The sequence below is a fragment of the Enterobacter sp. MGH119 genome (genome assembly GCF_001037675.1).
Taxonomy (GTDB): Bacteria; Pseudomonadota; Gammaproteobacteria; order Enterobacterales; family Enterobacteriaceae; genus Enterobacter; species Enterobacter hormaechei_C.
This window is the reverse complement of sequence record NZ_KQ089930.1, coordinates 368834-391454: the sequence shown is the minus strand read 5'-3', so window position 1 is coordinate 391454 and position 22621 is coordinate 368834. Positions and strand designations below refer to the sequence as shown.

At 59.4% G+C, this 22621-nt stretch carries 22 protein-coding genes; 17 read left to right on the top strand and 5 right to left on the bottom strand.

From position 1 onward, the window contains the following. Positions 1 to 30 precede the first annotated feature (30 nt). From endA to metK, 4 genes are all read right to left on the bottom strand, one after another. Positions 31 to 738: a deoxyribonuclease I gene (gene endA, locus SK53_RS13240; protein ID WP_003860034.1), complete on the bottom strand. Its 708-nt coding sequence runs from the start codon at positions 736 to 738 to the stop codon at positions 31 to 33. A 94-nt stretch (positions 739 to 832) separates the two neighbouring features. After that, positions 833 to 1330, bottom strand: a complete 498-nt coding sequence (locus SK53_RS13235) for a SprT family zinc-dependent metalloprotease (RefSeq protein ID WP_003860035.1) — start codon at positions 1328 to 1330, stop codon at positions 833 to 835. A gap of 58 nt (positions 1331 to 1388) precedes the next feature. Continuing rightward, on the bottom strand, positions 1389 to 2786 hold the full coding sequence (gene galP / locus SK53_RS13230) for a galactose/proton symporter (RefSeq protein WP_015571832.1): 1398 nt from the start codon (positions 2784 to 2786) through the stop codon (positions 1389 to 1391). A 416-nt stretch (positions 2787 to 3202) separates the two neighbouring features. Next, positions 3203 to 4357, bottom strand: a complete 1155-nt coding sequence (gene metK, locus SK53_RS13225; protein ID WP_003860037.1) for a methionine adenosyltransferase — start codon at positions 4355 to 4357, stop codon at positions 3203 to 3205. Between the two features lie 660 nt (positions 4358 to 5017). Here metK and yqgB point away from each other — a divergent pair. From yqgB to speB, 3 genes are all read left to right on the top strand, one after another. After that, positions 5018 to 5149 (top strand): acid stress response protein YqgB, encoded by a 132-nt coding sequence (gene yqgB, locus SK53_RS22825; protein ID WP_057979949.1) that lies wholly within the window; start codon positions 5018 to 5020, stop codon positions 5147 to 5149. 8 nt (positions 5150 to 5157) lie between these two features. Next, the gene (gene speA, locus SK53_RS13215; protein ID WP_003860039.1) at positions 5158 to 7134 is read left to right on the top strand and encodes a biosynthetic arginine decarboxylase; all 1977 of its coding nucleotides are present in this window, start codon (positions 5158 to 5160) and stop codon (positions 7132 to 7134) included. 209 nt (positions 7135 to 7343) lie between these two features. Further along, positions 7344 to 8264: an agmatinase gene (gene speB / locus SK53_RS13210; RefSeq protein WP_003860040.1), complete on the top strand. Its 921-nt coding sequence runs from the start codon at positions 7344 to 7346 to the stop codon at positions 8262 to 8264. A gap of 3 nt (positions 8265 to 8267) precedes the next feature. Here speB and SK53_RS13205 read toward each other — a convergent pair whose 3' ends face one another. Next, positions 8268 to 9479, bottom strand: coding sequence for an MFS transporter (locus SK53_RS13205; RefSeq protein WP_048209713.1), 1212 nt, complete (start codon positions 9477 to 9479; stop codon positions 8268 to 8270). A 415-nt stretch (positions 9480 to 9894) separates the two neighbouring features. On the opposite strand from SK53_RS13205, the gene SK53_RS13200 reads away from it, so the two are divergent. From SK53_RS13200 to SK53_RS13135, 14 genes are all read left to right on the top strand, one after another. Continuing rightward, positions 9895 to 10218 (top strand): Rieske (2Fe-2S) protein, encoded by a 324-nt coding sequence (locus SK53_RS13200; protein WP_003860044.1) that lies wholly within the window; start codon positions 9895 to 9897, stop codon positions 10216 to 10218. After that, positions 10215 to 10523: a recombinase-like helix-turn-helix domain-containing protein gene (locus SK53_RS13195; protein WP_022651826.1), complete on the top strand. Its 309-nt coding sequence runs from the start codon at positions 10215 to 10217 to the stop codon at positions 10521 to 10523. The genes SK53_RS13200 and SK53_RS13195 overlap by 4 nt, the downstream gene beginning before the upstream one ends. 10 nt (positions 10524 to 10533) lie before the next feature. Continuing rightward, positions 10534 to 11556, top strand: a complete 1023-nt coding sequence (locus tag SK53_RS13190; RefSeq protein ID WP_003860047.1) for an aromatic ring-hydroxylating oxygenase subunit alpha — start codon at positions 10534 to 10536, stop codon at positions 11554 to 11556. Next, positions 11556 to 12305 carry an SDR family oxidoreductase gene (locus SK53_RS13185; protein WP_003860050.1) on the top strand — a complete coding sequence of 250 codons (750 nt, stop codon included), beginning with the start codon at positions 11556 to 11558 and terminating at the stop codon, positions 12303 to 12305. The genes SK53_RS13190 and SK53_RS13185 overlap by 1 nt, the downstream gene beginning before the upstream one ends. A gap of 12 nt (positions 12306 to 12317) precedes the next feature. Continuing rightward, a complete protein-coding gene (locus SK53_RS13180; protein WP_003860053.1) occupies positions 12318 to 13106 on the top strand; it encodes an IclR family transcriptional regulator in 789 nt (262 codons plus the stop codon). A gap of 78 nt (positions 13107 to 13184) precedes the next feature. Beyond that, positions 13185 to 14111 carry a VOC family protein gene (locus SK53_RS13175; protein ID WP_048209585.1) on the top strand — a complete coding sequence of 309 codons (927 nt, stop codon included), beginning with the start codon at positions 13185 to 13187 and terminating at the stop codon, positions 14109 to 14111. Continuing rightward, complete coding sequence (locus SK53_RS13170; RefSeq protein ID WP_048209583.1) at positions 14108 to 15295, top strand: NAD(P)/FAD-dependent oxidoreductase; 1188 nt, start codon at positions 14108 to 14110, stop codon at positions 15293 to 15295. Before SK53_RS13175 ends, SK53_RS13170 begins: the two co-directional genes overlap by 4 nt. Positions 15296 to 15320: 25 nt before the next feature. Beyond that, positions 15321 to 16577: an MFS transporter gene (locus SK53_RS13165; protein WP_048209582.1), complete on the top strand. Its 1257-nt coding sequence runs from the start codon at positions 15321 to 15323 to the stop codon at positions 16575 to 16577. Positions 16578 to 16587: 10 nt separating this feature from the next. Further along, entirely contained in the window at positions 16588 to 17118 is a 531-nt protein-coding gene (locus SK53_RS13160) for a cupin domain-containing protein (RefSeq protein ID WP_003860061.1), read from the top strand. Positions 17119 to 17127: 9 nt separating this feature from the next. Then, a complete protein-coding gene (locus SK53_RS13155) occupies positions 17128 to 17898 on the top strand; it encodes an alpha/beta fold hydrolase (protein WP_022651823.1) in 771 nt (256 codons plus the stop codon). Continuing rightward, complete coding sequence (locus SK53_RS13150) at positions 17882 to 18676, top strand: SDR family oxidoreductase (protein ID WP_022651822.1); 795 nt, start codon at positions 17882 to 17884, stop codon at positions 18674 to 18676. The genes SK53_RS13155 and SK53_RS13150 overlap by 17 nt, the downstream gene beginning before the upstream one ends. 9 nt (positions 18677 to 18685) lie before the next feature. Continuing rightward, positions 18686 to 19456 (top strand): aspartate dehydrogenase, encoded by a 771-nt coding sequence (locus SK53_RS13145; protein WP_003860067.1) that lies wholly within the window; start codon positions 18686 to 18688, stop codon positions 19454 to 19456. Positions 19457 to 19465: 9 nt separating this feature from the next. After that, positions 19466 to 20935: an aldehyde dehydrogenase gene (locus SK53_RS13140; RefSeq protein ID WP_048209580.1), complete on the top strand. Its 1470-nt coding sequence runs from the start codon at positions 19466 to 19468 to the stop codon at positions 20933 to 20935. A 13-nt stretch (positions 20936 to 20948) separates the two neighbouring features. Further along, entirely contained in the window at positions 20949 to 22589 is a 1641-nt protein-coding gene (locus tag SK53_RS13135; RefSeq protein WP_022651819.1) for a thiamine pyrophosphate-binding protein, read from the top strand. The last annotated feature ends 32 nt before the right edge of the window (positions 22590 to 22621 follow it).

Genomic DNA, 22621 nt, shown 5'->3' with positions numbered 1-22621 from the left:
TGTGATATAAGCGAATTGCCGTAGTGTAGGTTAGCTCTTTTGCGCCTGGCAAGCCCGCTGGACGTAAGGGTTGTGATTCCCCTGGACTTTGGCGATACGTTCGTCGCGCTGGCATTCCCAGTCCGTCACCGGGTAGAGCTTGTCCCAGGCATTGAAGAGCTGCGTCTGCTGGCGGGAAAGATTGAGATCGTAGCGGTCGCGCATATAGAAATAAGTGCGGGCGATGCTACCGCGCGCGCGGGCAGGCGGTTCGGCGACTTTCTCTTTGAAATCGACCTTCATGGCGCACTGACCGTACTGGCCTTCGCCACCGTTCCACTGGCTGTACATGAAGTTTCCGCGGTCGCCATTGACCTCACCCACGGCGGGTTGCAGGTTGTGCATATCGCTTTCCATCTGGCGGTAGACCGGATCTTTTGCGCAATTTTTACGTCCACCGTCCTGCCAGCACTGGCGCTGGTGGCCAAACTGCCAGGCCGGAACGACGTGTTCCCATTCGATTCGGCTGGCGCGGTTCTCGTTCTTGCGCACCTTATAGCCGCAGGATCCCAGATCCACGACCCCTTTCTTACCCTGCCAGTTAATTTTACAGCCGCAGTAGAAATCACCCGGTACGTCGGCGTTAATCTTTACGCCTGCGGTTTTTGCCTGAGAGAAACTGTGAATACCGTCGGCCAGAGCATGGCCGGAGAGCGCTGTCGCCAGAAAAGCGACCGCGAGAGAAACATTACGGGACATCTTACACTCCGTGTCAAAACGAGCCCGCAACGTAACGAATGTTGTTCCCGTATGCAATCAGTCAGATCAGGAAAGTTCCTGAAAGTTCGCGTGATTATTCCGCAACCAGCGGTTCGCCGCATTTAACGCAGCGGTAGGTCGCCTCGCCCCGCACTACGCGGTTATGGCGGCGGACGGTAAGCTGGTGCTGCTGGCACTGGCAGCGGTAGGGGAAGGTATTGCGGCGTACCGATTCCAGCTCGAACTGATGGGTGCGACGGGCCGGAACGCCGAGCACCGCCTCCATCATCCACTTCCACTCTTTGCCGTGCGGCGCGACGCGGCCAAAGTGCTTCCACACCAGCAGATGCGCCAGCTCGTGCGGCACCACTTCTTCGATAAACGCCTGCTGATTTTCCATCATCAACACCGGGTTGAGGCGGATCTCATACGATTCCAGCCAGGCGGTACCTGCCGCGGTGCCACGCTGCTGATAGACCAGCTTCGGTTCAGGATAATTGCGGCCGAGCTTCAGGTTGGCCTGGGCGAGTTTTTCCCGCAGGCTGCGCATAACGGCTTGCTGAATGGCGATGGGGAGACGGGGTGCTTTCATAGGGGCAGAGCATAAAGCGGGAAGCGGGGAGGCGCAAGAGGCGCCTCCCGCAGGAGGATCAGTCGTGTGCGCCGATTTCGCGCAGAGGACGACCTTTCATCAGGTTACGTTCAATGTGTTCCAGTGAAACATGTTTGGTTTCAGGAACCAGCCAGATAGTGAGAACAATAAAGAACAGGTTCAGACCGGCGTAGACCCAGAAGGTGTTGGCATTACCCAGAGTATTAAGCATGGTCAGGAACGTTGCGCCGACGATCATGTTGGCAATCCAGTTGGTCGCGGTAGAGCAGGTGATGCCAAAATCACGTCCTTTCAGCGGCTGGATCTCAGAGCACAGCACCCAAATCAGCGGACCGGCGCTCATCGCAAACCCAATGATAAACATCAGCAGCATCGCCACGGCGAAGTACTGTGCCGTTGGGGAGTGAATGCCCATGTGCATCATGGTACCCAGCACGCCCATCCCGACGGCCATCACCAGGAAGCCCAGCGTCAGGGTTGGCTTACGTCCCCAGCGGTCCACCAGGCCGATAGCGATAAAGGTCGCCAGCACGTTGGTCAGGCCGACGATCACGGTGCCCCACATCTGCTCGGTGGTGTTGGTGTAGCCCGCCAGTTCGAAGATTTTCGGCGCGTAATACATGATGACGTTCATCCCGGTGAACTGTTGCATGATCTGTAACAGCACGCCGAGGAACACCGCGCGGCGGAAGTTGCTGTTCTCTTTGAACAGCGCCCAGCCGGACTGTTTGACCTTCAGGCTTTCGCGGATCTCTTCCAGCTCGTTTTTGGCTTCGGCGCTGGTATCACGCAGGCGTAAGAGCACGCGTTCGGCATCATGGAAGCGGCGTTTGGCGGCAAACCAGCGCGGACTGTCCGGCAGGAAGAAGACGCCAATCAGCAGCAGGATGGCAGGAATGATGATGACGCCCAGCATCCAGCGCCATGCGCCGCTGTAGCTGAAGGCGGTATCGGAGAGATAAGCCCCCAGAATACCGATGGTGATCATCAGCTGATACATGGAAATCATGCTGCCGCGGATTTTTTCCGGAGCGATTTCAGACAGGTACAGCGGGGCAGTATAAGACGCCACGCCCACTGCCAGACCGAGCAGCACGCGGGAGATGATCAGCACTTCAACATTAGGCGCAGCGGCAGAGAACAGTGAGCCGGCAACGAACAGGATCGCGCCAATCATCAGGCTCTTTTTACGCCCGAGCTTAAAGGAGAGCCAGCCGCTGCCGACCGCGCCGACGGCGGCACCGAACATCATGGAGCTAACCACCCATTCCTGAGTATGTGCGCTAATCTGGAACTCATCGGTGATGAAAGGTAATGCACCGGCAATTACGCCAATATCCAGGCCAAAGAGTAATCCTGCCAGAGCGGCGAGGAAGCAGACGAAGAACGTCATTGCCTTATTGGACGTACGCCCCTGTTTATTATTGTCAGGCATTATGCCCTCCAGTTGGGTTATCAGTTTTTACGATATTAAGAGTAGGTGAGCGGCTCATAAAAATATGTGAGTCAAATCACAACGGTGTAATCGGTTACACTGGCTTGTAACCGTAAAAATAATTAAAGCTTTGAAAATATAGAGGTAAATTAATTGATGTGCATCGCGTTTGCACAAATTTCAGACTTAACTGAAAGGGAATGTAACAGCAGAAGAAATGCGATCATGCAAAGAGAATATTCTGAAAGCGGGGTATAGAGAGTGAGGTGTAAACGGTTCCAAACATTGTCGGGTGGCTGCTGCGCCTTACCCGGCCTACAAAAACTCACTACCCGTAGGTCGGGTAAGGCATAGCCGCCACCCGACATAAAAAAGGCCAGCACAAAGGCTGGCCTGTTTAAGCTGCTGGCAGTCGATTATTTCAGACCGGCAGCATCACGCAGCAGGGCGGCTTTGTCGGTTTTTTCCCATGGGAAATGTTCGCGACCAAAGTGACCGTACGCTGCAGTTTCCTGGTAGATTGGGTGCAGCAGATCCAGCATCTGAATCAGACCGTATGGACGCAGGTCGAAGAACTCACGCACCAGCAGGGTCAGCTGTTCAGAAGGCACTTTTTCAGTACCGAAGGTTTCCACCATGATGGAGGTTGGCTCAGCCACGCCGATGGCGTAGGAAACCTGAATTTCACAGCGGTCAGCCAGACCGGCAGCAACGATGTTTTTCGCCACATAACGTGCAGCGTACGCGGCAGAACGGTCAACTTTAGACGGATCTTTACCGGAGAATGCGCCGCCGCCGTGACGTGCCATGCCGCCGTAGGTATCTACGATGATTTTACGACCGGTCAGACCGCAGTCACCCATTGGGCCGCCGATAACAAAGCGTCCGGTTGGGTTGATGAAGAATTTGGTCGCAGAGCTCAGCCATTCAGTTGGCAGAACCGGCTTGATGATCTCTTCCATCACCGCTTCTTGCAGGGATTTCTGGTCAATCTCTTCAGCATGCTGCGTGGAAAGAACCACGGCATCAATACCGACGATTTTCCCGTCGTCATACTGGAAGGTCACCTGGCTTTTTGCATCCGGACGCAGCCACGGCAGAGTGCCGTTTTTACGCACTTCAGCCTGACGCTGCACCAGACGGTGTGCGTAGGTCACCGGCGCTGGCATCAGTACGTCGGTTTCGTTGGTTGCGTAGCCGAACATCAGGCCCTGGTCGCCCGCGCCCTGTTCCAGCGGATCGGCACGGTCAACGCCCTGGTTGATGTCCGGAGACTGTTTGCCAATCGCGCTCAGTACGGCGCAGGAGTTGGCATCAAAGCCCATATCAGAATGTACATAGCCGATCTCACGCACCGTGTTACGGGTGATCTCTTCGATATCAACCCATGCGCTGGTGGTGATCTCACCGCCAACCAGAACCATGCCGGTTTTGACATAGGTTTCACACGCTACGCGCGCCTTTGGATCCTGCGCGAGGATCGCATCCAGCACCGCATCGGAGATTTGGTCAGCAATTTTATCAGGATGTCCTTCTGATACGGACTCGGACGTAAACAGGTGTTTTGCCATGTTTTATTTCACCTAAGAGGAATTTGGTTAGCTCAAGCTGCTGTGTGGAATAGCCATAGGAGATAATTCTACCAAGGCCTACAGGATTTTGACACTGGCAGTCTGAGTGTTAATCGGTATGGATGGATTAACATCTGGACGTCTATTTTAGGTCACTTCTTCACCCGATTTCCAGTTTTTTTTGACTCACCTCTCATTGCGTTGAAAACACGGCTGGAAATTTTTCCTGACGACGCTGGCAACCTGCGCATTTTTGTTTTGCTTTTTAGCGACCTTCTCGGTATAAAACGCGGCGCGCGGCTCATATAAAATAAGCGCTCGATGAACACATCGTGTCGCCACTTCCAGCCGGGTTAAGCAGTGAACTTTTAGCTTTGGCTTGTGGTCCGTTTCAGCAGAGGCGGCCGTGGAGGTGATACCAGATAATGAACCATCGTTTTCCGCTCATTCAGCGCAGCCGTTCTGGCGCGCATTTGATTCCCACCCGCACTTCTGGTCTAAACACCTGCCGATGTTATACCCATCTCGGTGCTTCTCAGGATTCCAGAGCCGGTCACGCTTTGTGAAAACTGAACAAGGGCGCTCTTGTTAATACAGGAGTTTTCTCGTGGTTTCGCCGAACCTTGTCATACAGAGTTCGGATACGTGTTTTACAATGATATGAATAAGAAACCGGTCGCACGGTCTGGATTTCAGCATACTCTGCTGGGAAATGGAGCCGTTAATGGGTTGTTATCGCCGTATAACGCTGCGATAGTAGTCAACTGTTTTACACTTAATACAAAGAGTTGAGGTTCGCTATGTCTGACGACATGTCTTCTTTTTCGCCTTCGTCAGCGGGCGAACAGGGTGTACTACGTTCTATGCAGGAGGTTGCGATGAGCTCCGAGGAAGCCAGCAAGATGCTGCGCACTTACAATATTGCCTGGTGGGGCAATAACTACTACGACGTTAACGAGCTGGGCCACATCAGTGTCTGCCCGGATCCGGACGTCCCGGAAGCGCGCGTGGATCTCGCTAAACTGGTGAAAACCCGTGAAGCGCAGGGTCAGCGCTTGCCTGCACTGTTCTGCTTCCCGCAGATCCTGCAACATCGCCTGCGTTCTATTAACGCCGCGTTCAAACGCGCGCGGGAATCGTATGGTTATAACGGCGACTATTTCCTCGTTTACCCGATCAAGGTCAACCAGCACCGTCGCGTGATTGAGTCCCTGATCCACTCCGGCGAGCCGCTGGGCCTGGAAGCAGGCTCTAAAGCGGAGCTGATGGCGGTTCTGGCGCACGCGGGCATGACCCGGTCGGTGATCGTCTGTAACGGCTATAAAGATCGCGAATACATTCGTCTGGCGCTGATTGGCGAGAAGATGGGCCACAAGGTCTATCTGGTGATCGAGAAGATGACCGAAATCGCGATCGTGCTGGAAGAGGCCGAGCGTCTGAACGTGATCCCGCGCCTTGGCGTGCGTGCGCGACTGGCGTCGCAGGGTTCCGGTAAATGGCAGTCTTCCGGCGGTGAAAAATCCAAGTTCGGCCTCGCGGCGAACCAGGTGCTTCAGCTGGTGGAAATTCTGCGCGAGCGCGGTCGTCTGGACAGCATTCAGCTGCTGCACTTCCACCTCGGCTCGCAGATGGCCAACATTCGCGACATCGCCACCGGCGTGCGTGAATCGGCACGTTTCTACGTTGAGCTGCATAAGCTCGGCGTGAATATTCAGTGCTTTGACGTGGGCGGCGGCCTGGGCGTGGACTACGAAGGGACCCGCTCGCAGTCTGACTGTTCGGTAAACTATGGCCTGAACGAATATGCCAACAACATCATCTGGGCGATTGGCGATGCCTGCGAAGAGCACGGCCTGCCGCACCCGACGGTGATCACCGAATCCGGCCGCGCGGTCACGGCGCACCATACGGTACTGGTCTCTAACATCATTGGCGTTGAGCGTAGCGAAATCACCGAAGCCACGCCTCCGGCAGACGATGCCCCACGTTCCCTGCAAAGCATGTGGGAAACCTGGCAGGAGATGCACGAGCCGGGCACGCGTCGTTCCCTGCGCGAATGGCTGCACGACAGCCAGATGGACCTGCACGATATTCACGTCGGCTACTCGTCAGGCACATTCAGCCTGCAAGAGCGCGCGTGGGCCGAGCAGCTCTACCTGAATATGTGCCACGAAGTGCAGAAACAGCTCGACCCGAGCAACCGCGCGCACCGTCCGATTATCGACGAGTTGCAGGAGCGTATGGCGGACAAAATGTACGTCAACTTCTCCCTGTTCCAGTCGATGCCGGATGCCTGGGGTATCGACCAGCTGTTCCCGGTTCTGCCGCTGGAAGGGCTGAACCACGCCCCGGAACGCCGCGCCGTGCTGCTGGACATCACCTGTGACTCTGACGGCGCGATTGACCATTACGTTGACGGTGACGGTATCGCAACGACGATGCCAATGCCGGAGTACGATCCGGAGAACCCGCCAATGCTGGGCTTCTTTATGGTGGGGGCGTATCAGGAGATCCTCGGCAACATGCACAACCTGTTCGGTGATACCGAAGCGGTTGACGTGTTTGTCTTCCCTGACGGCAGCGTGGAGGTTGAGCTGTCCGACGAAGGGGACACCGTGGCGGACATGCTCGAATACGTTCAGCTGGATCCGAAAAAACTGCTCACCCAGTTCCGCGATCAGGTGAAAAACACCGGTCTGGACGACGCGTTACAGCAGCAGTTCCTGGAAGAGTTTGAAGCGGGTCTGTACGGGTACACCTACCTGGAAGATGAGTAGGTAAACTCCCTCTCCCGGTGGGAGAGGGGCGGAGTGAGGGCAACAGACCGCACAATGCCCTATACTCACTTGAACCCGTATGAATTAACGGCGATAATTCGCCCCAATTAGCGATTTACGAATCAATCCCTTCCTCGTCGGGTTTAACGACGCGGAGGGGATTTTTTTTCATCTGTTTTTAATGTATCGACTTTATAAGAGGTCAGGACATGAGCACTTTAGGTCATCAGTACGATAACTCTCTGGTATCTAACGCGTTTGGTTTTTTACGCCTTCCGATGAACTTCCAGCCGTACGACAGCGATGCGGACTGGGTGATCACCGGCGTACCGTTCGACATGGCAACGTCCGGTCGCGCGGGTGGTCGTCATGGTCCGGCGGCGATCCGTCAGGTTTCCACTAACCTGGCCTGGGAGCACAACCGCTTCCCGTGGAACTTCGACATGCGCGAGCGCCTGAACGTGGTGGACTGCGGCGATCTGGTGTACGCCTTCGGCGACGCGCGTGAAATGAGCGAAAAATTGCAGGCGCACGCCGAGAAGCTGCTGGCGGCCGGTAAACGCATGCTCTCCTTCGGCGGTGACCACTTCGTGACCCTGCCGCTGCTGCGCGCCCACGCGAAGCACTTCGGTAAAATGGCGCTGGTGCACTTCGATGCGCACACCGACACCTACGCGAACGGCTGCGAGTTCGACCACGGCACCATGTTCTACACCGCGCCGAAGGAAGGCCTGATCGATCCAAACCACTCCGTGCAGATCGGCATCCGCACCGAGTTCGACAAAGACAACGGCTTCACCGTACTCGACGCGGGCCAGGTGAACGATCGCGGCGTGGACGATATTCTGTCTCAGGTTAAGCAGATCGTCGGCGATATGCCTGTCTACCTGACCTTCGACATTGACTGCCTTGATCCGGCATTCGCACCGGGGACCGGTACGCCGGTGATCGGCGGCCTGACGTCAGATCGCGCCATCAAGCTGGTGCGCGGCCTGAAGGATCTGAACATCGTCGGGATGGACGTGGTGGAAGTGGCTCCGGCCTATGACCAGTCCGAGATCACCGCGCTGGCCGCGGCGACCCTGGCGCTGGAAATGCTCTACATCCAGGCGGCGAAAAAAGGCGAATAAGCCTTACGCGCTGATTGCTGCTGCGCGCCGCATGCGCAGCAGCAACATTCCCCCGGCAAGCAGGGTGACAACCTGCGAGACGACCAGCACCGAAAAGCCTGAACTGACCGACCCCACCGATCTCATCACCATCCCCATCAGCAGCGGAATAAACGCCGCGCAGATATTGCCGATCCCATTGATTATGCCGTAAGCGCTGCCCACCGCTTCCCGCGCGGCGTGATGCTGGATCACCGCCGGAATAGCCGCCCCCTGTAGCCCCCAGAAGACATTAGCCGAAAGCATAAACAGCGCCAGCCAGGCAGGCTGATGGCTGAGCATCAGCGCGACCACGGACAGCGCCGTCATCGCCCCGCCCACCACAAACAGCATCGGTGCCTGTTCCGGACGCATTTTGTCGAGCAGCACGCCGCCCAGAAACTTTGACCCCAGGCTGAGCAGGAAGGGGATCGCCGCAAGCCAGCCCGTGGCATGCAGCGAGAAATGATGCTCGTCGCGCAGCCACGCGGGCAGCCAGGCGCTGCTTCCCCAGAGATAGCTCAGGGTGGCGATTTCAACCACCATAATCCAGCCCAGCAGCGGCGTCTGCCAGGCCAGCGTGAAGGTGTGGACAAACCCCGGTTTTTTCGCGGTCGGGAGCTTGCGCGGCGCGGGCAGAAAACGCCAGATTAAGCTGCCCCCGAGGAGAAGGTTGATTGCCGCCAGTGCATAAAACGATCCGGCCCAGCCCAGATGCGACATCAGCCAGGTCACCAGCGGAAAGCCCACGGCCAGCCCGAGCGAGACGCCCAGCGCGGTCACGGCGTTGGGTTTACCGATCTCTTGCGCGCTAAAGTTATCGCTGATAAAGCGCGTTTTCAGCGAAAATAGCGGACCCTCCGCGATCCCCAGAATCACGCGGGCGATGAGCATTCCCGTCAGCGAGCCGAGCAAAGGTGAAGCCGCGCAGACCGCGGCCCAAATCGCAATGCTGCTTAATAATCCCTGCCGATAATGAAGTTTGCTTTCAATAACCGGCGTTAATAATAGAGCGGAAAAACCATAACCCAGAAGAAAGCAGGTCATGAGCAGGCCCTGTAACATTCTGTTTTCATTTAACTGAAAATGTTCGGCAAATTCCGGGTTTAAAATCATTACCGAGATATTTACCCGATCGACGTACGAAATAATAATGAGTAATAAAAGCGCAATCGTGCCTTGCCATCTTGCCGTCATCATGTCCGCCTTACGTTTTTTGTAACTTATATTTTTCATCAATGTGATTGTCACGGATCTAAAATGGTTCACCTGTGAAACTCTTTGTTTAGTAAAGATAAATTAAAAATTAGTTTCACAGGTGAAACGCGAAAGAGGTGACGTTCATTTATTTTTAAAGAGTAAAAAGAAAGGAAGTCAATATCTTTTATTCAAAATAAGAGGCCATTAAAAAAACGTATTTCTCACGCTGCAATAATGAAAGTTTCATATCGCTGCATTTTTTCGTGATCCCTTGCACACTTAGTTAATTAATTGCTGATCAATTAACAAATTCGTCACATTGTCGCTTGACGAAACATTCATCGCTTTTATATTGACCGTATTAAATAAGAAACAGAGTTTCATATATGAAACAAAAGCCTGGAGGATCGTGATGAGCTGGATAGGCGTATGTGACGCAGAGCAAGTACAGGAAGATTTCCCTTTTAGCGGCAACGTCGACGGTAAAGAGATCGGCGTGTATTTGATTGACGGTGAATATTACGCGCTGGAGGACGTATGCCCGCACGCCTATGCCCTGCTGAGTCAGGGCTTCGTGGAAGACGGCAAGGTGGAATGCCCGCTGCACGAGGCGGTATTCGACGTCAAAACCGGTCAGTGCCTGCACGGCCCCGGCGGGCGCAACCTCAACCGCTACCCGGTTCGGGTCTTTGAAAACCAGATTCAGATTACCTTCGTCGAGGAGACCGTGGCATGAGCGACACCCTGAACTTCAACCCGGCGCTGCCGGAAAGCCGCCAGTTTACCCCACCGGCAGAGGGCGGTAATGGCGCCATTCATAAGCCGGGTGATTACACCAACCTGATCTGGCAAACCCGCAGCCGCGAGCCGGAAAGCTGGGAAGTGAAGCTGATTGCGACGCTGGAAGATCTCTTCGAGCAGGGCGTTGAAACCTTGCCGGAGCTGGTAAGCGGGCTGAACGCGGTGCGCATGCACGACCAGCAGGGCGAGCCGTGGAGCGACGCCAGCTTCCAGGCATTCTTACAGGTTAACGGCTACTGAGGGCAACGCGATGACGACGACCGTACAACATTATCTGGATAAAGGCCTGCGTGGCCTCTGGTATCCGGTGCTGGCGAGCTGGGAAGTGCAGTCTGCGCCGGTGGGCATCACCCGCCTGGGCGAGCAGATTGTGGTCTGGCGCAATAAAGATGGCCAGGTGCAGGCGCTGGAGGACCGCTGCCCGCACCGCGGCGCGCGCCTGTCGATGGGCTGGAACCTCGGGGACCGCATTGCCTGCTGGTATCACGGCGTAGAGGTGGCGGGCAACGGCGAAGTGAAAGACGTGCCCGCCGTAGATAAATGTCCGCTGGTCGGCCAGCAGTGCGTACGCAGCTATAACGTGCAGGAGGCGCACGGCGCCATCTTCCTCTGGTTTGGCGTCACCGCGGACCAGCAGCCGGACGAGCTGACCTTCCCGGACGAGCTCGCCGATACGGACAGCTTCAGCAACTTCCTCTGCACCGCCGCGTGGAAATGCAATTACCAGTACGCGCTGGAAAACGTGATGGACCCGATGCACGGCACCTATCTGCACTCCTCGTCGCACTCGATGGCGGAAGGGGATCGCAAGGCCGACATGGTGCTCCAGCCGACCAAAACCGGTTTTATTTTCGAGAAGAAAGGGCAGAGCGGCGTCAATTTTGACTGGGTGGAGCTGGGCAACAGCGGCACCTGCTGGATGCGCCTCTCCATTCCGTACAAGAAGCGCTTCGGGCCGGGCGGCCACTTCTTTATCGTCGGCATGGTGGTGCCGGAAGATAACGACAACTGCCGCGTCTTCTTCTGGCGCATTCGCCGGGTGCAGGGCTGGCAGCGCGATATGTGGCGTTTCATGTACCGCAACCGTCTGGAAAAACTGCACTGGGAAGTGCTGGAGCAGGACCGCGTGGTGCTGGAAAGCCTGGCGCCAAACGCGCGCGATCATGAGTACCTGTATCAGCACGACGTCGGTCTTTCGCGCCTGCGCCGCATGATGCAAAAGGCCGCCAAAGAGCAGCTGGCGATGCGTGAAGCACAGCAGGGAGCCGCCTGATGAACGGGCTGCTGAGCGGCAAGCGCATCGTCATAACCGGCGCCGCGCGCGGGCTGGGCTTTCACTTTGCCAAAGCCTGCGCGGAGCAGGGCGCGGCGGTGGTGATGTGCGACATCCTGAAGGGCGAGCTGGCCGAAAGCGCCCACGCCCTGAGCGAGCGGGGCTATGCGATCGAACCGCACGTTATCGATCTGGCCGATCCACAGTCCATTGAGCAGGTGTTCAGCGCCATTGGCGAGCAGGGTCAGATCGATGGCCTGGTGAACAACGCGGCGATGGCGACGGGCGTCGGCGGCAAAAACATGCTCGATTACGATCCGGATCTCTGGGATCGGGTGATGAGCGTCAATGTCAAAGGCACCTGGCTGGTGACGCGCGCCGCCGTGCCGCTGCTGCGTGAAGGGGCGGGCATTGTGAACGTGGCGTCCGACACCGCGCTGTGGGGCGCGCCGCGCCTGATGGCCTACGTCGCCAGCAAGGGGGCCGTCATTGCCATGACCCGATCAATGGCGCGCGAACTGGGTGAAAAGCGTATACGCATTAATGCCATCGCGCCGGGGTTAACCCGCGTCGAGGCGACGGAATATGTCCCCGCCGAACGGCATCAGCTCTACGAAAACGGACGCGCGTTAACCGGCGCGCAGCAGCCGGAAGATGTCACCGGCAGCGTGGTCTGGCTGCTAAGCGATCTGTCTCGGTTCATCACCGGACAGCTGATCCCGGTCAACGGCGGTTTTGTCTTTAACTAAGGTAGGGCGATGATGGCAAACGATCAGGAAGTGAAGTATCTGGTGCCGGGGCTGGAGCGCGGTTTACAGCTGCTGTTGGCCTTTGGCGAGCAGCATCGCGATCTGACTTTTGCCGAGTTGCACCGGCTGGTGGATATGCCGAAGGCGACCGCCTATCGCGTGGTGCAGACGCTGGAGTACATGGGCTTTCTGGAGCGCAACACGCGCACCAATACCTTTTCGCTGGGCATGAACGTGCTGCGTCTTGGCTTTGAGTACATCGCCTCGCTGGACGTGGCGCAGGTCGGCCAGCCGGTGATCGAGCAACTGCGCGACGTGAGCCAGTGCAGCAGCCATCTGGCGATCCGCGACGGGCGCGACATTATCTACATCGCCCGCGTCAGCGCCGCCGGGTCGCGTATCAACCAGGTCAGCATTGGTACCCGTCTGCCGGTGCACTGTACCTCGCTGGGCCGCATGCTGTTGACCGATATTTCCCGCGCTGATTTCGAACAGCTGTTCCCGCATGAGCGTCTGCCGGGCAACACGCCGGGGCAGCTTCACGACCGTGAAGCCCTGTGGCAGATGGTGCAGCAGGACAAAGCCCGCGGGTATGTCATCGGCGAATCCTTCTTCCGCCACGGCATCTCTTCCATCGTCTACCCGGTGTATGACCGAAGCGGCCGCGTGGCGGCGGTAGTCAGCATTCTGGTGCCGTCGGAGGAGATCCCGCAGAGCGACCGCGAGCGCCTGCAAAACGAGGTTCGCCTTGCGGCGGATAAAATTTCTGGCTTCTTAGGGTATCTATCACAGGCCAGTTAAATCAGTGAGTTAACGTCAGGCGCTTGACTGCGTCGGGCATGTTTTACGCCCAATCTGGGCCAGATGAGGCAACGAACGATGAGTGTAACCGGAATTGAAAAGCTGGAATTTGGTGTGGAAGACCTGACGCACTGCGCCAAATTTATGCGTGATTTTGGCCTGACGGGCGATGCCAGCGGCCAGCGTTTCACCACCCTGAGCGGCGCGCGCGTGGAGCTTAACCCGATCGACAGCCCCGACCTGCCGCCCGCGTTTGAAGCGGGCAACACCCTGCGCCGCATGACCTGGGCGGTTGCCGCACAGTCCGATCTCGACGCGCTGCGCCCGAAGCTGGCGCAGCAGCCCGGCTTTCGCGAAGTGGGCGACGTGCTGGAATGCCTCGATCCGAACGGCATGACGCTGCGCGTGCAGGTGACCCAGCAGACCGACGTGGAGCTTAACGTCGAGCCAATAAACCAGTGGGGCGATGCCCGCCGTATCGACACCCCCAGCCCGGTTTACGATCGCGCCCAGCCGATCAACGTGGGGCATGTGGTGTTCTTCGTGGAGGAGCTGGCGGCGGTGGAAAAATTCTACCGCGAGGTGCTCGGCTTCCAGGTCTCGGATCGCTATATCAACCGCGCCGTGTTCCTGCGCTGCGGCGTGCGTGGCGGCCATCACAACCTGTTCCTGCTGCAACTGCCGAACCGCAAGCGCGGCCTTAACCACGTGGCCTTCACCGTGCGCGACATCCACGAGGTGATCGGCGGCGGTATCGCGATGAATAAACATGACTGGAGTACCTTTATCGGGCCGGGCCGTCATCCGGTGTCGTCGGCGTACTTCTGGTACGTCAACAGCCCGACCGGCGGCGCGTTTGAGTATTACACCAACGATGATTACCTGACGGAAAACTGGCAGCCGCGTGAGCTGGAGCATTCCCTGGTCTCCTTCACCGAGTGGGCGGTGGAAGGCGGGATTGACCACGACACACGCCGCCAGCAGAAAAAGCCGGAGGCGGTATGACATCGCGCATTGTCATTATCGGCGGCGGCCAGGCGGGCGGCTGGGCGGCGAAAACCCTGCGTGACGAGGGCTTCGACGGCGAGATTTGCGTGGTAGCGGAAGAGGAATGGGATTTCTATGAGCGCCCGCCGCTGTCAAAAGCGTCTCTGCTGGAACCGGACGCGGCGCTCCCAAGGCTGTTTACCGACGAGGTGCAGCAGGCGCTGAACCTGACCTGGTACCGACCGCTGCGCGCAGAATCTGTCGATCGCGTTGAAAAAAAAGTCCTTCTTAGCAACGGCGAGCAGCTTAGTTACAACATCCTTTTAATCGCTACCGGCGGTCGGGCGCGCCTGCCTTCGCAGGCGTGGGCCAGCCATCCGCAGGTCTATACCCTGCGCCACTGGCAGGACGCGCAGCGCCTGAAAAGTCGCCTGATGGAAAGTCACAAACTCGCGATTATCGGCGGCGGCTGGATTGGCCTTGAGATTGCCGCTTCCGCGCGGAAAAGCGGCGTGGCGGTCACCCTGTTCGAGCAGCAGCCTGCGCTCTGCATGCGCTCGGTGAGCGGCGAGGTGTCCCAGCGCCTGGAGGCCATCCACCGCGAGCAGGGGGTGGAGATCCGTACCGGCTGCGGCGCGCTGGAGCTGGAGGACGATAACGGCCTGCCGGTCGTCCACTGCGACGGCCAGCGTGAAACCTTTGATACGGTCGTGGTCGGGATCGGCGTCGATCTCAATCTGGAGCTGGCGCTTGATGCGGGGCTGAAAACCGGGCGCGGGATCGTGGTGGATGCCCAGGGACGCACCTCGGATCCGTTCATCTTTGCCGCAGGAGATGTCGCCCAGCACCATCACTACGGCCTGTGCATCCAGTCCTGGGCCTTTGCACAGAATCAGGCGGTGGCGACGGCAAAAGCGATGCTCAACCCCGATGCGCCAGGCTACGACGACGCGCCGTGGCTGTGGTCGGATCAATACCAGCACAACATTCAGATCCTCGGCATTCCGCAGGCAGGCTGCCGAACGATATTGCGTGAAGAGGCGCTGTACTTCTCGCTGGACGACAACGGGCGGCTAACGCAGCTTGTGGCGTTCAACGATGCGCGCACCGTCAAGCTGGCGAAGCGCTGGATGGCGGCAGGGCGGGATCTGTCGGACGTACCGCTTGCCGACCCGACATTTTCACTGATGTCACTGCGATAGCTAACCCGCACCCGTAGGGGGAGAAATGACCACACTAGAGACTAACACCGCGCCGGTTGAGGCGAGCGGTGAGGGGACCCGCACGCCCGAAAAAGCGGTGCGCTGGGCCATCCCGCTGTCGCTGCTGGCCTGCGTGCTGCTGGCCTTTTTCGACAAAATCAGCATCGCGGCGCTCTTTTCGGATACCCATTTCCAGCAGGCGATGGGCATTGATTTCGACACCACGCGTCTCGGCATTCTGATGAGCGCTTTCCTGCTGAGCTATGGCTTCTCATCGGTGTTTTTAAGCGGTTTAGGCGACAAAATCGCGCCGCTGCGCCTGCTCACCGGGATGATGGCAGTGTGGTGCGTGCTGATGGTGGCGATGGGCTTTACCCATAACTACACGCTGATGATCGTCCTGCGTATTCTGCTGGGCGTGGCGGAAGGACCGCTGTTCCCGCTGGCCTTCGCCATTGTACGCCACAACTTCCCGCAGTATTTGCAGGCGCGCGCCACCATGCTGTGGCTGCTGGGCACCCCGGTGGGCGCGGCGATTGGTTTCCCGCTCTCCCTCTGGCTGCTGAACACCTTTGGCTGGCAGAGCACTTTCTTTGTGATGGCCATGCTTACCGTGCCGGTGCTTATCTTTGTGCGCATTGGTCTGCGCGGTATCCGCCTGGAGGCAAAACCCGGTACCTCGCAGGCATCACAGGACGAGCGGCGCGCCGCACGGCGCGAGCTGTTTGTCAGCCCGCACTTCTGGATCATCTGCATCTTTAACATCGCTTTCCTGACCTACCTGTGGGGCATCAACGGCTGGTTGCCTGGCTACTTAATTAAGGGCAAAGGCATCCACCTGGAGCATGCGGGCTGGCTGTCGTCGATGCCGTTCATCGCCATGCTGGCAGGGGAAGTGATTGGCGCGTGGCTCTCTGACCGGGTCGATAAGCGCGCGGCGGCCTGCTTTATCTCGATGGCGGGGGCGGCGGTAGGCCTGGCGGCGGTGATGCACCTCGACACCCCGCTTGCCATCATTGCGGCGATGAGCTTCAGCACCTTTATGTGGGGCACCGGCGCACCCAACATTTTCGCCCTGCTGGCGAAGGCCACCCATCCCCGGGTGAGCGCCACGGCGGGCGGTATCTTCAACGGGCTGGGAAACTTTGCGGGCGCGCTGTCGCCGGCGGTGATGGGCGCGCTGATCGCCTTTACCCACAGCATGGATTCCGGGCTGATTTTTCTGGCGGTGATGGCGGCGGTGGGCTGCGTCCTGTTACTGCCGCTGCTGAGACGTTACTGAGGAGAGTGTCATGACTGATTCAATCGTAACCAACAAAACAGGCATCAAACCTGACCATCTGACGATGGAAGAGTGGGTCGAGTCGCGCATCGCGCGCTTCGAAGGCCGTAAATACGACTGGAACGCGCTGAAGTTCCAGGCCGATTTTGATCCGAAATATCGCCGGGCGCAGATGCGCTACATCGGCACCGGCGCAACCGGCGTGGCGAACGACACCAACACCGTGCAGGCGGACCATTTTACCTTCTCCACCATGGTGCTGCCGTCGAAGTGCGAAGGGCCGCTGCACCTGCACGACGACGTGGAAGAGGTGTTCTTCATGCTCAAGGGGCAGATCACGCTGATGATCCAGGACGGCGACAACTACACCGAAACCGTGCTGCGCGAGCGTGACCTGATCTCCGTTCCGCCGGGCATCTATCGCGGCCTGTTTAACCACGGTGAAGAAGAGGCGCTGATGTGCGTCATGCTGGGGACCAATAAGCCGGAAATCCCCACCTATCCGTCCGACCATCCGCTTTCCAAAGTGAAGCGGAACTAAGGGGGCATGATGACGGGTTTTCGTGAACAGGGAAGCGGCATTCCGCTGATGCTGCTGCACGGGATCAGCTCCGGCGCCGCCTCCTGGCACAAGCAGATGGCGCTGAACGGTTTTCGCGTGCTGGCGTGGGACATGCCGGGCTATGGCGAAAGCCCGATGCTGGCCGTAGCGCGGGCAAACGCGGGGGATTACGCCGACGCGCTGGCGGCCATGCTGGATCGCGCCGGTGTCTGGCAGGCAGTGCTGGTCGGCCATTCCCTGGGGGCGCTGGTGGCCAGCGCCTTTGCGGCAAAGTTCCCGGATCGCGTCATTCATCTGGTGCTGGCCGACGCGGCGCAGGGGTACGGCAATGCCGCGCCGGAGCAGCGGGAGCAGGTCTGGCGCAACCGAGAGCAGCAGATGGCGCTGGGGGGCGAAATCCTCGCCCAGACCCGCGCCCCGAAGCTGCTGCGCCCCGGCGCGCGCGCGGAAGATATCGCCACCGTCGCGGCGGGCATGCGGGTGCTGCGCCCGGAAGGCTACCTTGCCGCCTCGTGGATGCTGGCGCATGACGACATCCACGGCTGGCTGAAGCGTTATTCCGGCAGTTTTGAAGTCTGGTGCGGCGAGCAGGATGCCATCACCCAGCCGGAGCTGGTTCAGGGTCTGGCGCTGCGCTACGGCATGCCGTTTATCGCCATTCCGCAGGCCGGGCACGCCAGCTATCTCGATAACGACGCGTTTTTCAACCAACAGCTTTTACGCATTAACGAAGAGGTGCGCGATGAATGCACAAATTGACGGGCGCGTAGCGGTAGTCACCGGCGGTTCTTCCGGCATTGGCTTTGAAACGCTGCGCCTGCTGCTGGGGGAAGGGGCGAAAGTCGCCTTCTGCGGCCGTGACGAGGACCGGCTCGCCAGCGCCCATGCGACGCTGCAAAACGAATTTCCCCACGGGGAGATTTTCGCTTTCCGCTGCGACGTGCTGAATGCCGACGAAGTTCAGGCCTTCGCGGATGCGGTGCAGGCGCGTTTTGGCGCGGCGGATATGCTGATCAACAACGCCGGGCAGGGCTACGTGGCGCACTTCCATGACACGCCGCGCGAGGCGTGGCTGCACGAAGCCGAACTCAAACTGTTCGGGGTGATTAACCCGGTGCAGGCGTTTCAGCCTCTGCTGGAGCAATCGGACATTGCCTCTGTTACCTGCGTCAACTCCCTGCTGGCGCTACAGCCGGAGGAGCACATGATCGCCACCTCCGCCGCTCGTGCCGCGCTGCTGAACATGACGCTGACGCTCTCGAAAGAGCTGGTGGGCAAGGGCATTCGCGTCAATTCCATACTGCTCGGCATGGTGGAATCCGGTCAGTGGCAGCGCCGCTTTGAACGCCGGGCGGACAAAAGCCAAAGCTGGCCGGAGTGGACGGCGGATATCGCGCGCAAGCGTGGCATTCCAATGGCGCGCCTCGGCAAGCCGCAGGAGCCCGCGCAGGCGCTGCTGTTCCTCGCCTCGCCGCTGGCCTCGTTTACCACCGGCGCGGCGCTGGACGTTTCCGGCGGCTTCTGCCGCCATCTGTAAGGACACATCATGAAAAAGGTAATGTTGATTGGTTTAGGCGCCATGGCGCAGGCGGTGATTGAGCGCCTGCCCGCCGGTGTGGCTATCGGCTGGATCGTGGCGCGCGCGTCTCACCATCCCGCCATTCACGACCAGTTTGGCGATGCGGTTGAGGCGCTGACGTCGCCGATGGCGTGCGCACAAACGCCGGATCTGGTGCTGGAATGCGCCAGCCAGGAGGCGGTGGCCCAGTACGGGGAAGAGATCCTGCGTCGCGGCTGGCATCTGGCCATCATTTCCACCGGCGCGCTGGCGGACAGCGCGCTGGAGCAGCGTCTGCTCGCCGCGGGCGGAAAACTGACCCTGCTTTCCGGTGCGGTGGCCGGTATCGACGGGCTGGCGGCGGCGAAAGAGGGCGGGCTTGAGCGCGTCACCTATCAGTCGCGCAAAAGCCCGGCCAGCTGGCGCGGCAGCTATGCCGAGCAGCTTATCGATCTGAATGCGGTGTCAGAGGCAAAGGTTTTCTTCGAGGGCAGCGCCCGCGAGGCGGCGCGCCTGTTCCCGGCGAACGCCAACGTGGCGGCGACCGTGGCGCTCGGCGGCGTCGGGATGGACGACACCCGCGTGCAACTGATGGTTGACCCGGCAACGAAACGTAACACCCACACGCTGCATGTCGAAGGATTATTCGGCGAGTTCCATCTGGAACTGAGCGGACTGCCGCTGGCTTCTAATCCTAAAACCTCCACCCTGGCGGCACTGAGCGCGGTGCGCGCCTGCCGCGAGCTGGCCCTGAGCTGAGGAGTGACGATGGACGATCTGAAGATTTTTATCGGCGGCCAGTGGCGACGCGGCGGCGGCAACCCGATGCAGAGCCACTTTCCGGCAGACGGGTCGCTCAACGCGACGCTGAATGCCGCCAGTCTGGATGACCTGGAGGAGGCGGTAGCCGCCGGAGAGCGCGCCTGGCGCGATCCCGCATGGCGTAACAGTCTGCCGCACATGCGCGCGAAGATCCTGCATAAAGTTGCCGATCTTATTGAATCCCGCGTCGATGCGCTGGCGCAGATGCAGAGCCGTGATAACGGCAAGCCGCTGGCGGAAGCGCGCGGGCTGGTGATGAGCGCGGCGGGAACGGCGCGCTACTTTGCCGCCGCCTGCGAGCTGCTGGAAGGGGAACTTCCGACGCCGCGCCAGCCGGATCTGCTGACGCTGAGCTGCTACGAGCCCCTTGGCGTGGTGGCGGCCATCACGCCGTGGAACTCGCCGATTGCCAGCGAAATGCAGAAGGTCGCACCGGCGATTGCCGTCGGGAACGCGGTGATCCTCAAGCCCGCCGAAGCCACGCCGCTGATGGCGCTGGAGCTGGCGCGGATTTTTAAACAGGCCGGGCTGCCCGCCGGGCTGCTGAGTGTCCTGCCGGGCAAAGGCTCGGTGATTGGCGATGCGCTGGCGCGTCATCCTCGCGTGCGGAAAATTTCCTTTACCGGCGGCACCACCACGGGCCGTCATCTGGCGCACGTGGCGGCGGAAAAACTGATCCCGGCCTCGCTGGAACTGGGCGGCAAATCGCCGACCATCGTGCTGGAGGATGCCGATATTGAACAGGCCGCGCGCGGGATCTGCTACGGCATTTTCAGCTCGGCGGGGCAGGCGTGTATCGCCGGGTCGCGGCTGTTTATCCACGAGAGTATTTACGCCCCGCTGATGGCGAGGCTGCTGGAATTAACACGCGGGCTGCGCGTCGGACATCCGTTTACCGACGGCGTCCATGTAGGACCGCTGATCAACGAAAAACATCGCCAGAGCGTGATCCAGTACGTCGAACTGGCGAAGCGTGAAGGGGGCCGCGTGCTGTGCGGCGGCGAGATCCCCGCCGATCCCGCTCTGGTAAACGGCAGCTTCTTTCTGCCAACCATTATCGAAGGGCTGAGCAACAGCGCCCGCGCCTGTCAGGAAGAGATCTTCGGCCCGGTGCTGGTGGCGATGCCGTTTGGCGATGAAGCCACGCTTATCCACGAGGCGAACGACTCGGTGTACGGCCTGGCGGCGGGGATCTGGACGCGCGATACCGGTCGCGCCCTGCGTCTCAGCGAGCAGCTGGAGGCAGGCACGGTGTGGATCAACACCTACAAGGTTTTTGCGATTTCGACCCCGTTCGGGGGCTTTAAAGAGAGCGGTCTGGGCCGCGAGAAGGGTATCCAGGGGCTGAAAGCCTGGATGCAACAAAAGAGCATTTATCTGGCGACGGGTAACAGCGTCAACCACTGGTGCGACTGAGAAAGGGTGAGCAATGAGCGAAATGATAACCGTCGGCGACGCCATCGCCAGAACGCTGGAGCAGTATCAGGTTGAGGCCATCTACGGCGTCATCTCCATTCACAACCTGCCGATCGCGGATGCGGTTGGGCAGCGGGGCAATATCCGCTTTGTGCCCGCGCGCGGTGAAGCCGGTTCCGTCACCATGGCCGATGCTCACGGGCGCTTTTCCGGCCTCGGCGTGGCGCTGACCAGCACCGGCGCGGGGGCCGGGAACGCGGTAGGCGCGCTGGTGGAAGCCATGAATGCCTGCACGCCGCTGCTGCATTTAACCGGGCAGGTTGAGAAAGCCTGGCTGGACGCCGACACCGGGTTTATCCATGAAACCCGTGACCAGCTGACCTTCCTGAAGGCCAGCTCAAAACGGGCGTACCGCATCAGCAATGCGAATCAGGCGATAGCGATTCTGCATAAAGCCATCCAGGACGCGCAGACCCCGCCGTGCGGACCGGTCTCGGTGGAAATCCCGATTGATATTCAGAGCGCCAAAATTCCGCTGTCGCTGGTAACCGCTCCGATCAAACCGGTATCGGCTCCGGCCGTGGATACCGGAATGGTTGACGCGCTGTGGGCGCAGCTCAAACAGGCGAAACAGCCGCTGCTTTGGCTGGGCGGCGGGGCGCTGGGAAGCGCTGAGGCGGTGAAAAAACTGGCGGATGCGGGCATCACCGTGATTTCCAGCACCCACGCGCGCGGCGTGCTGCCGGACAACCACCGCGCCAGCCTGCGGGCGTTCCACAACTCGCCGTCGGTGGAGGCGCTCATTGCGCAGTGTGATTTTACGTTGGTGGCCGGTTCTCGCCTGCGCAGCAACGAAACCCGATCCTGGACGCTTGAGCTGCCTTCCCCGCGGGTGCAGCTCGATATCGACCCGGCGGCAGCAAGCCGTAACTACCTGATGGATAGCACGTTGATAGCCGATTGTTCAGCGCTGCTTGGCGCGCTGGCTGAAAAAGTGCAGGGCCGCGAGTGGGGCAACGCCCAGTGGGATACGCAGGTACAGCAGGCTGTCGGGCAAGCTGAGCAGGGGCTGCGCGAGCAGTGCGGCGCCTATGCGAAGCTTAACGACGCCATTGAGAAAGCCCTGCCGAAAGACGGCCTGCTGGTGCGCGATATCACCGTGTCCGGCAGCCTGTGGGGTAGCCGCCTGTTCAGGGCTAACGGTCCGCTGATGAATATTCACTCCCTCGCCGGGGCGATTGGCATGGGCCTGCCGATGGCTATCGGCACCGCGATTGCCAACCCACAGCGCAAGGTGGTGGGGCTGGTGGGCGACGGCGGCCTGAGCCTTAATTTAGGCGAACTGGCGACGCTGGCGCAGGAGAAAGCCAACGTGACGCTGCTGATCATGAACGACGGGGGCTACGGCGTAATGCGTGGTATTCAGGATAAATATTTTGGCGGGCGTCAGTATTATAACGCGCTGCATACGCCGGATTTTACCCTGCTGGCGCAGGCGATTGGTCTACAGGCCTGGAGCGTTGAGCAGGCCGAGGATTTTGACGCGGTGATGATGGAAGCGCTGGCGATGCCGGGGCCGTCGGTGGTAGAGGTGCGGATGGGGCAGATTGGCGCCCTTAAGTTTGCCGGGCCTCCACAGAAAACGCTGTACTGATTGAGTCTTGTTGCCCGGTAGCGCGGCGCGCA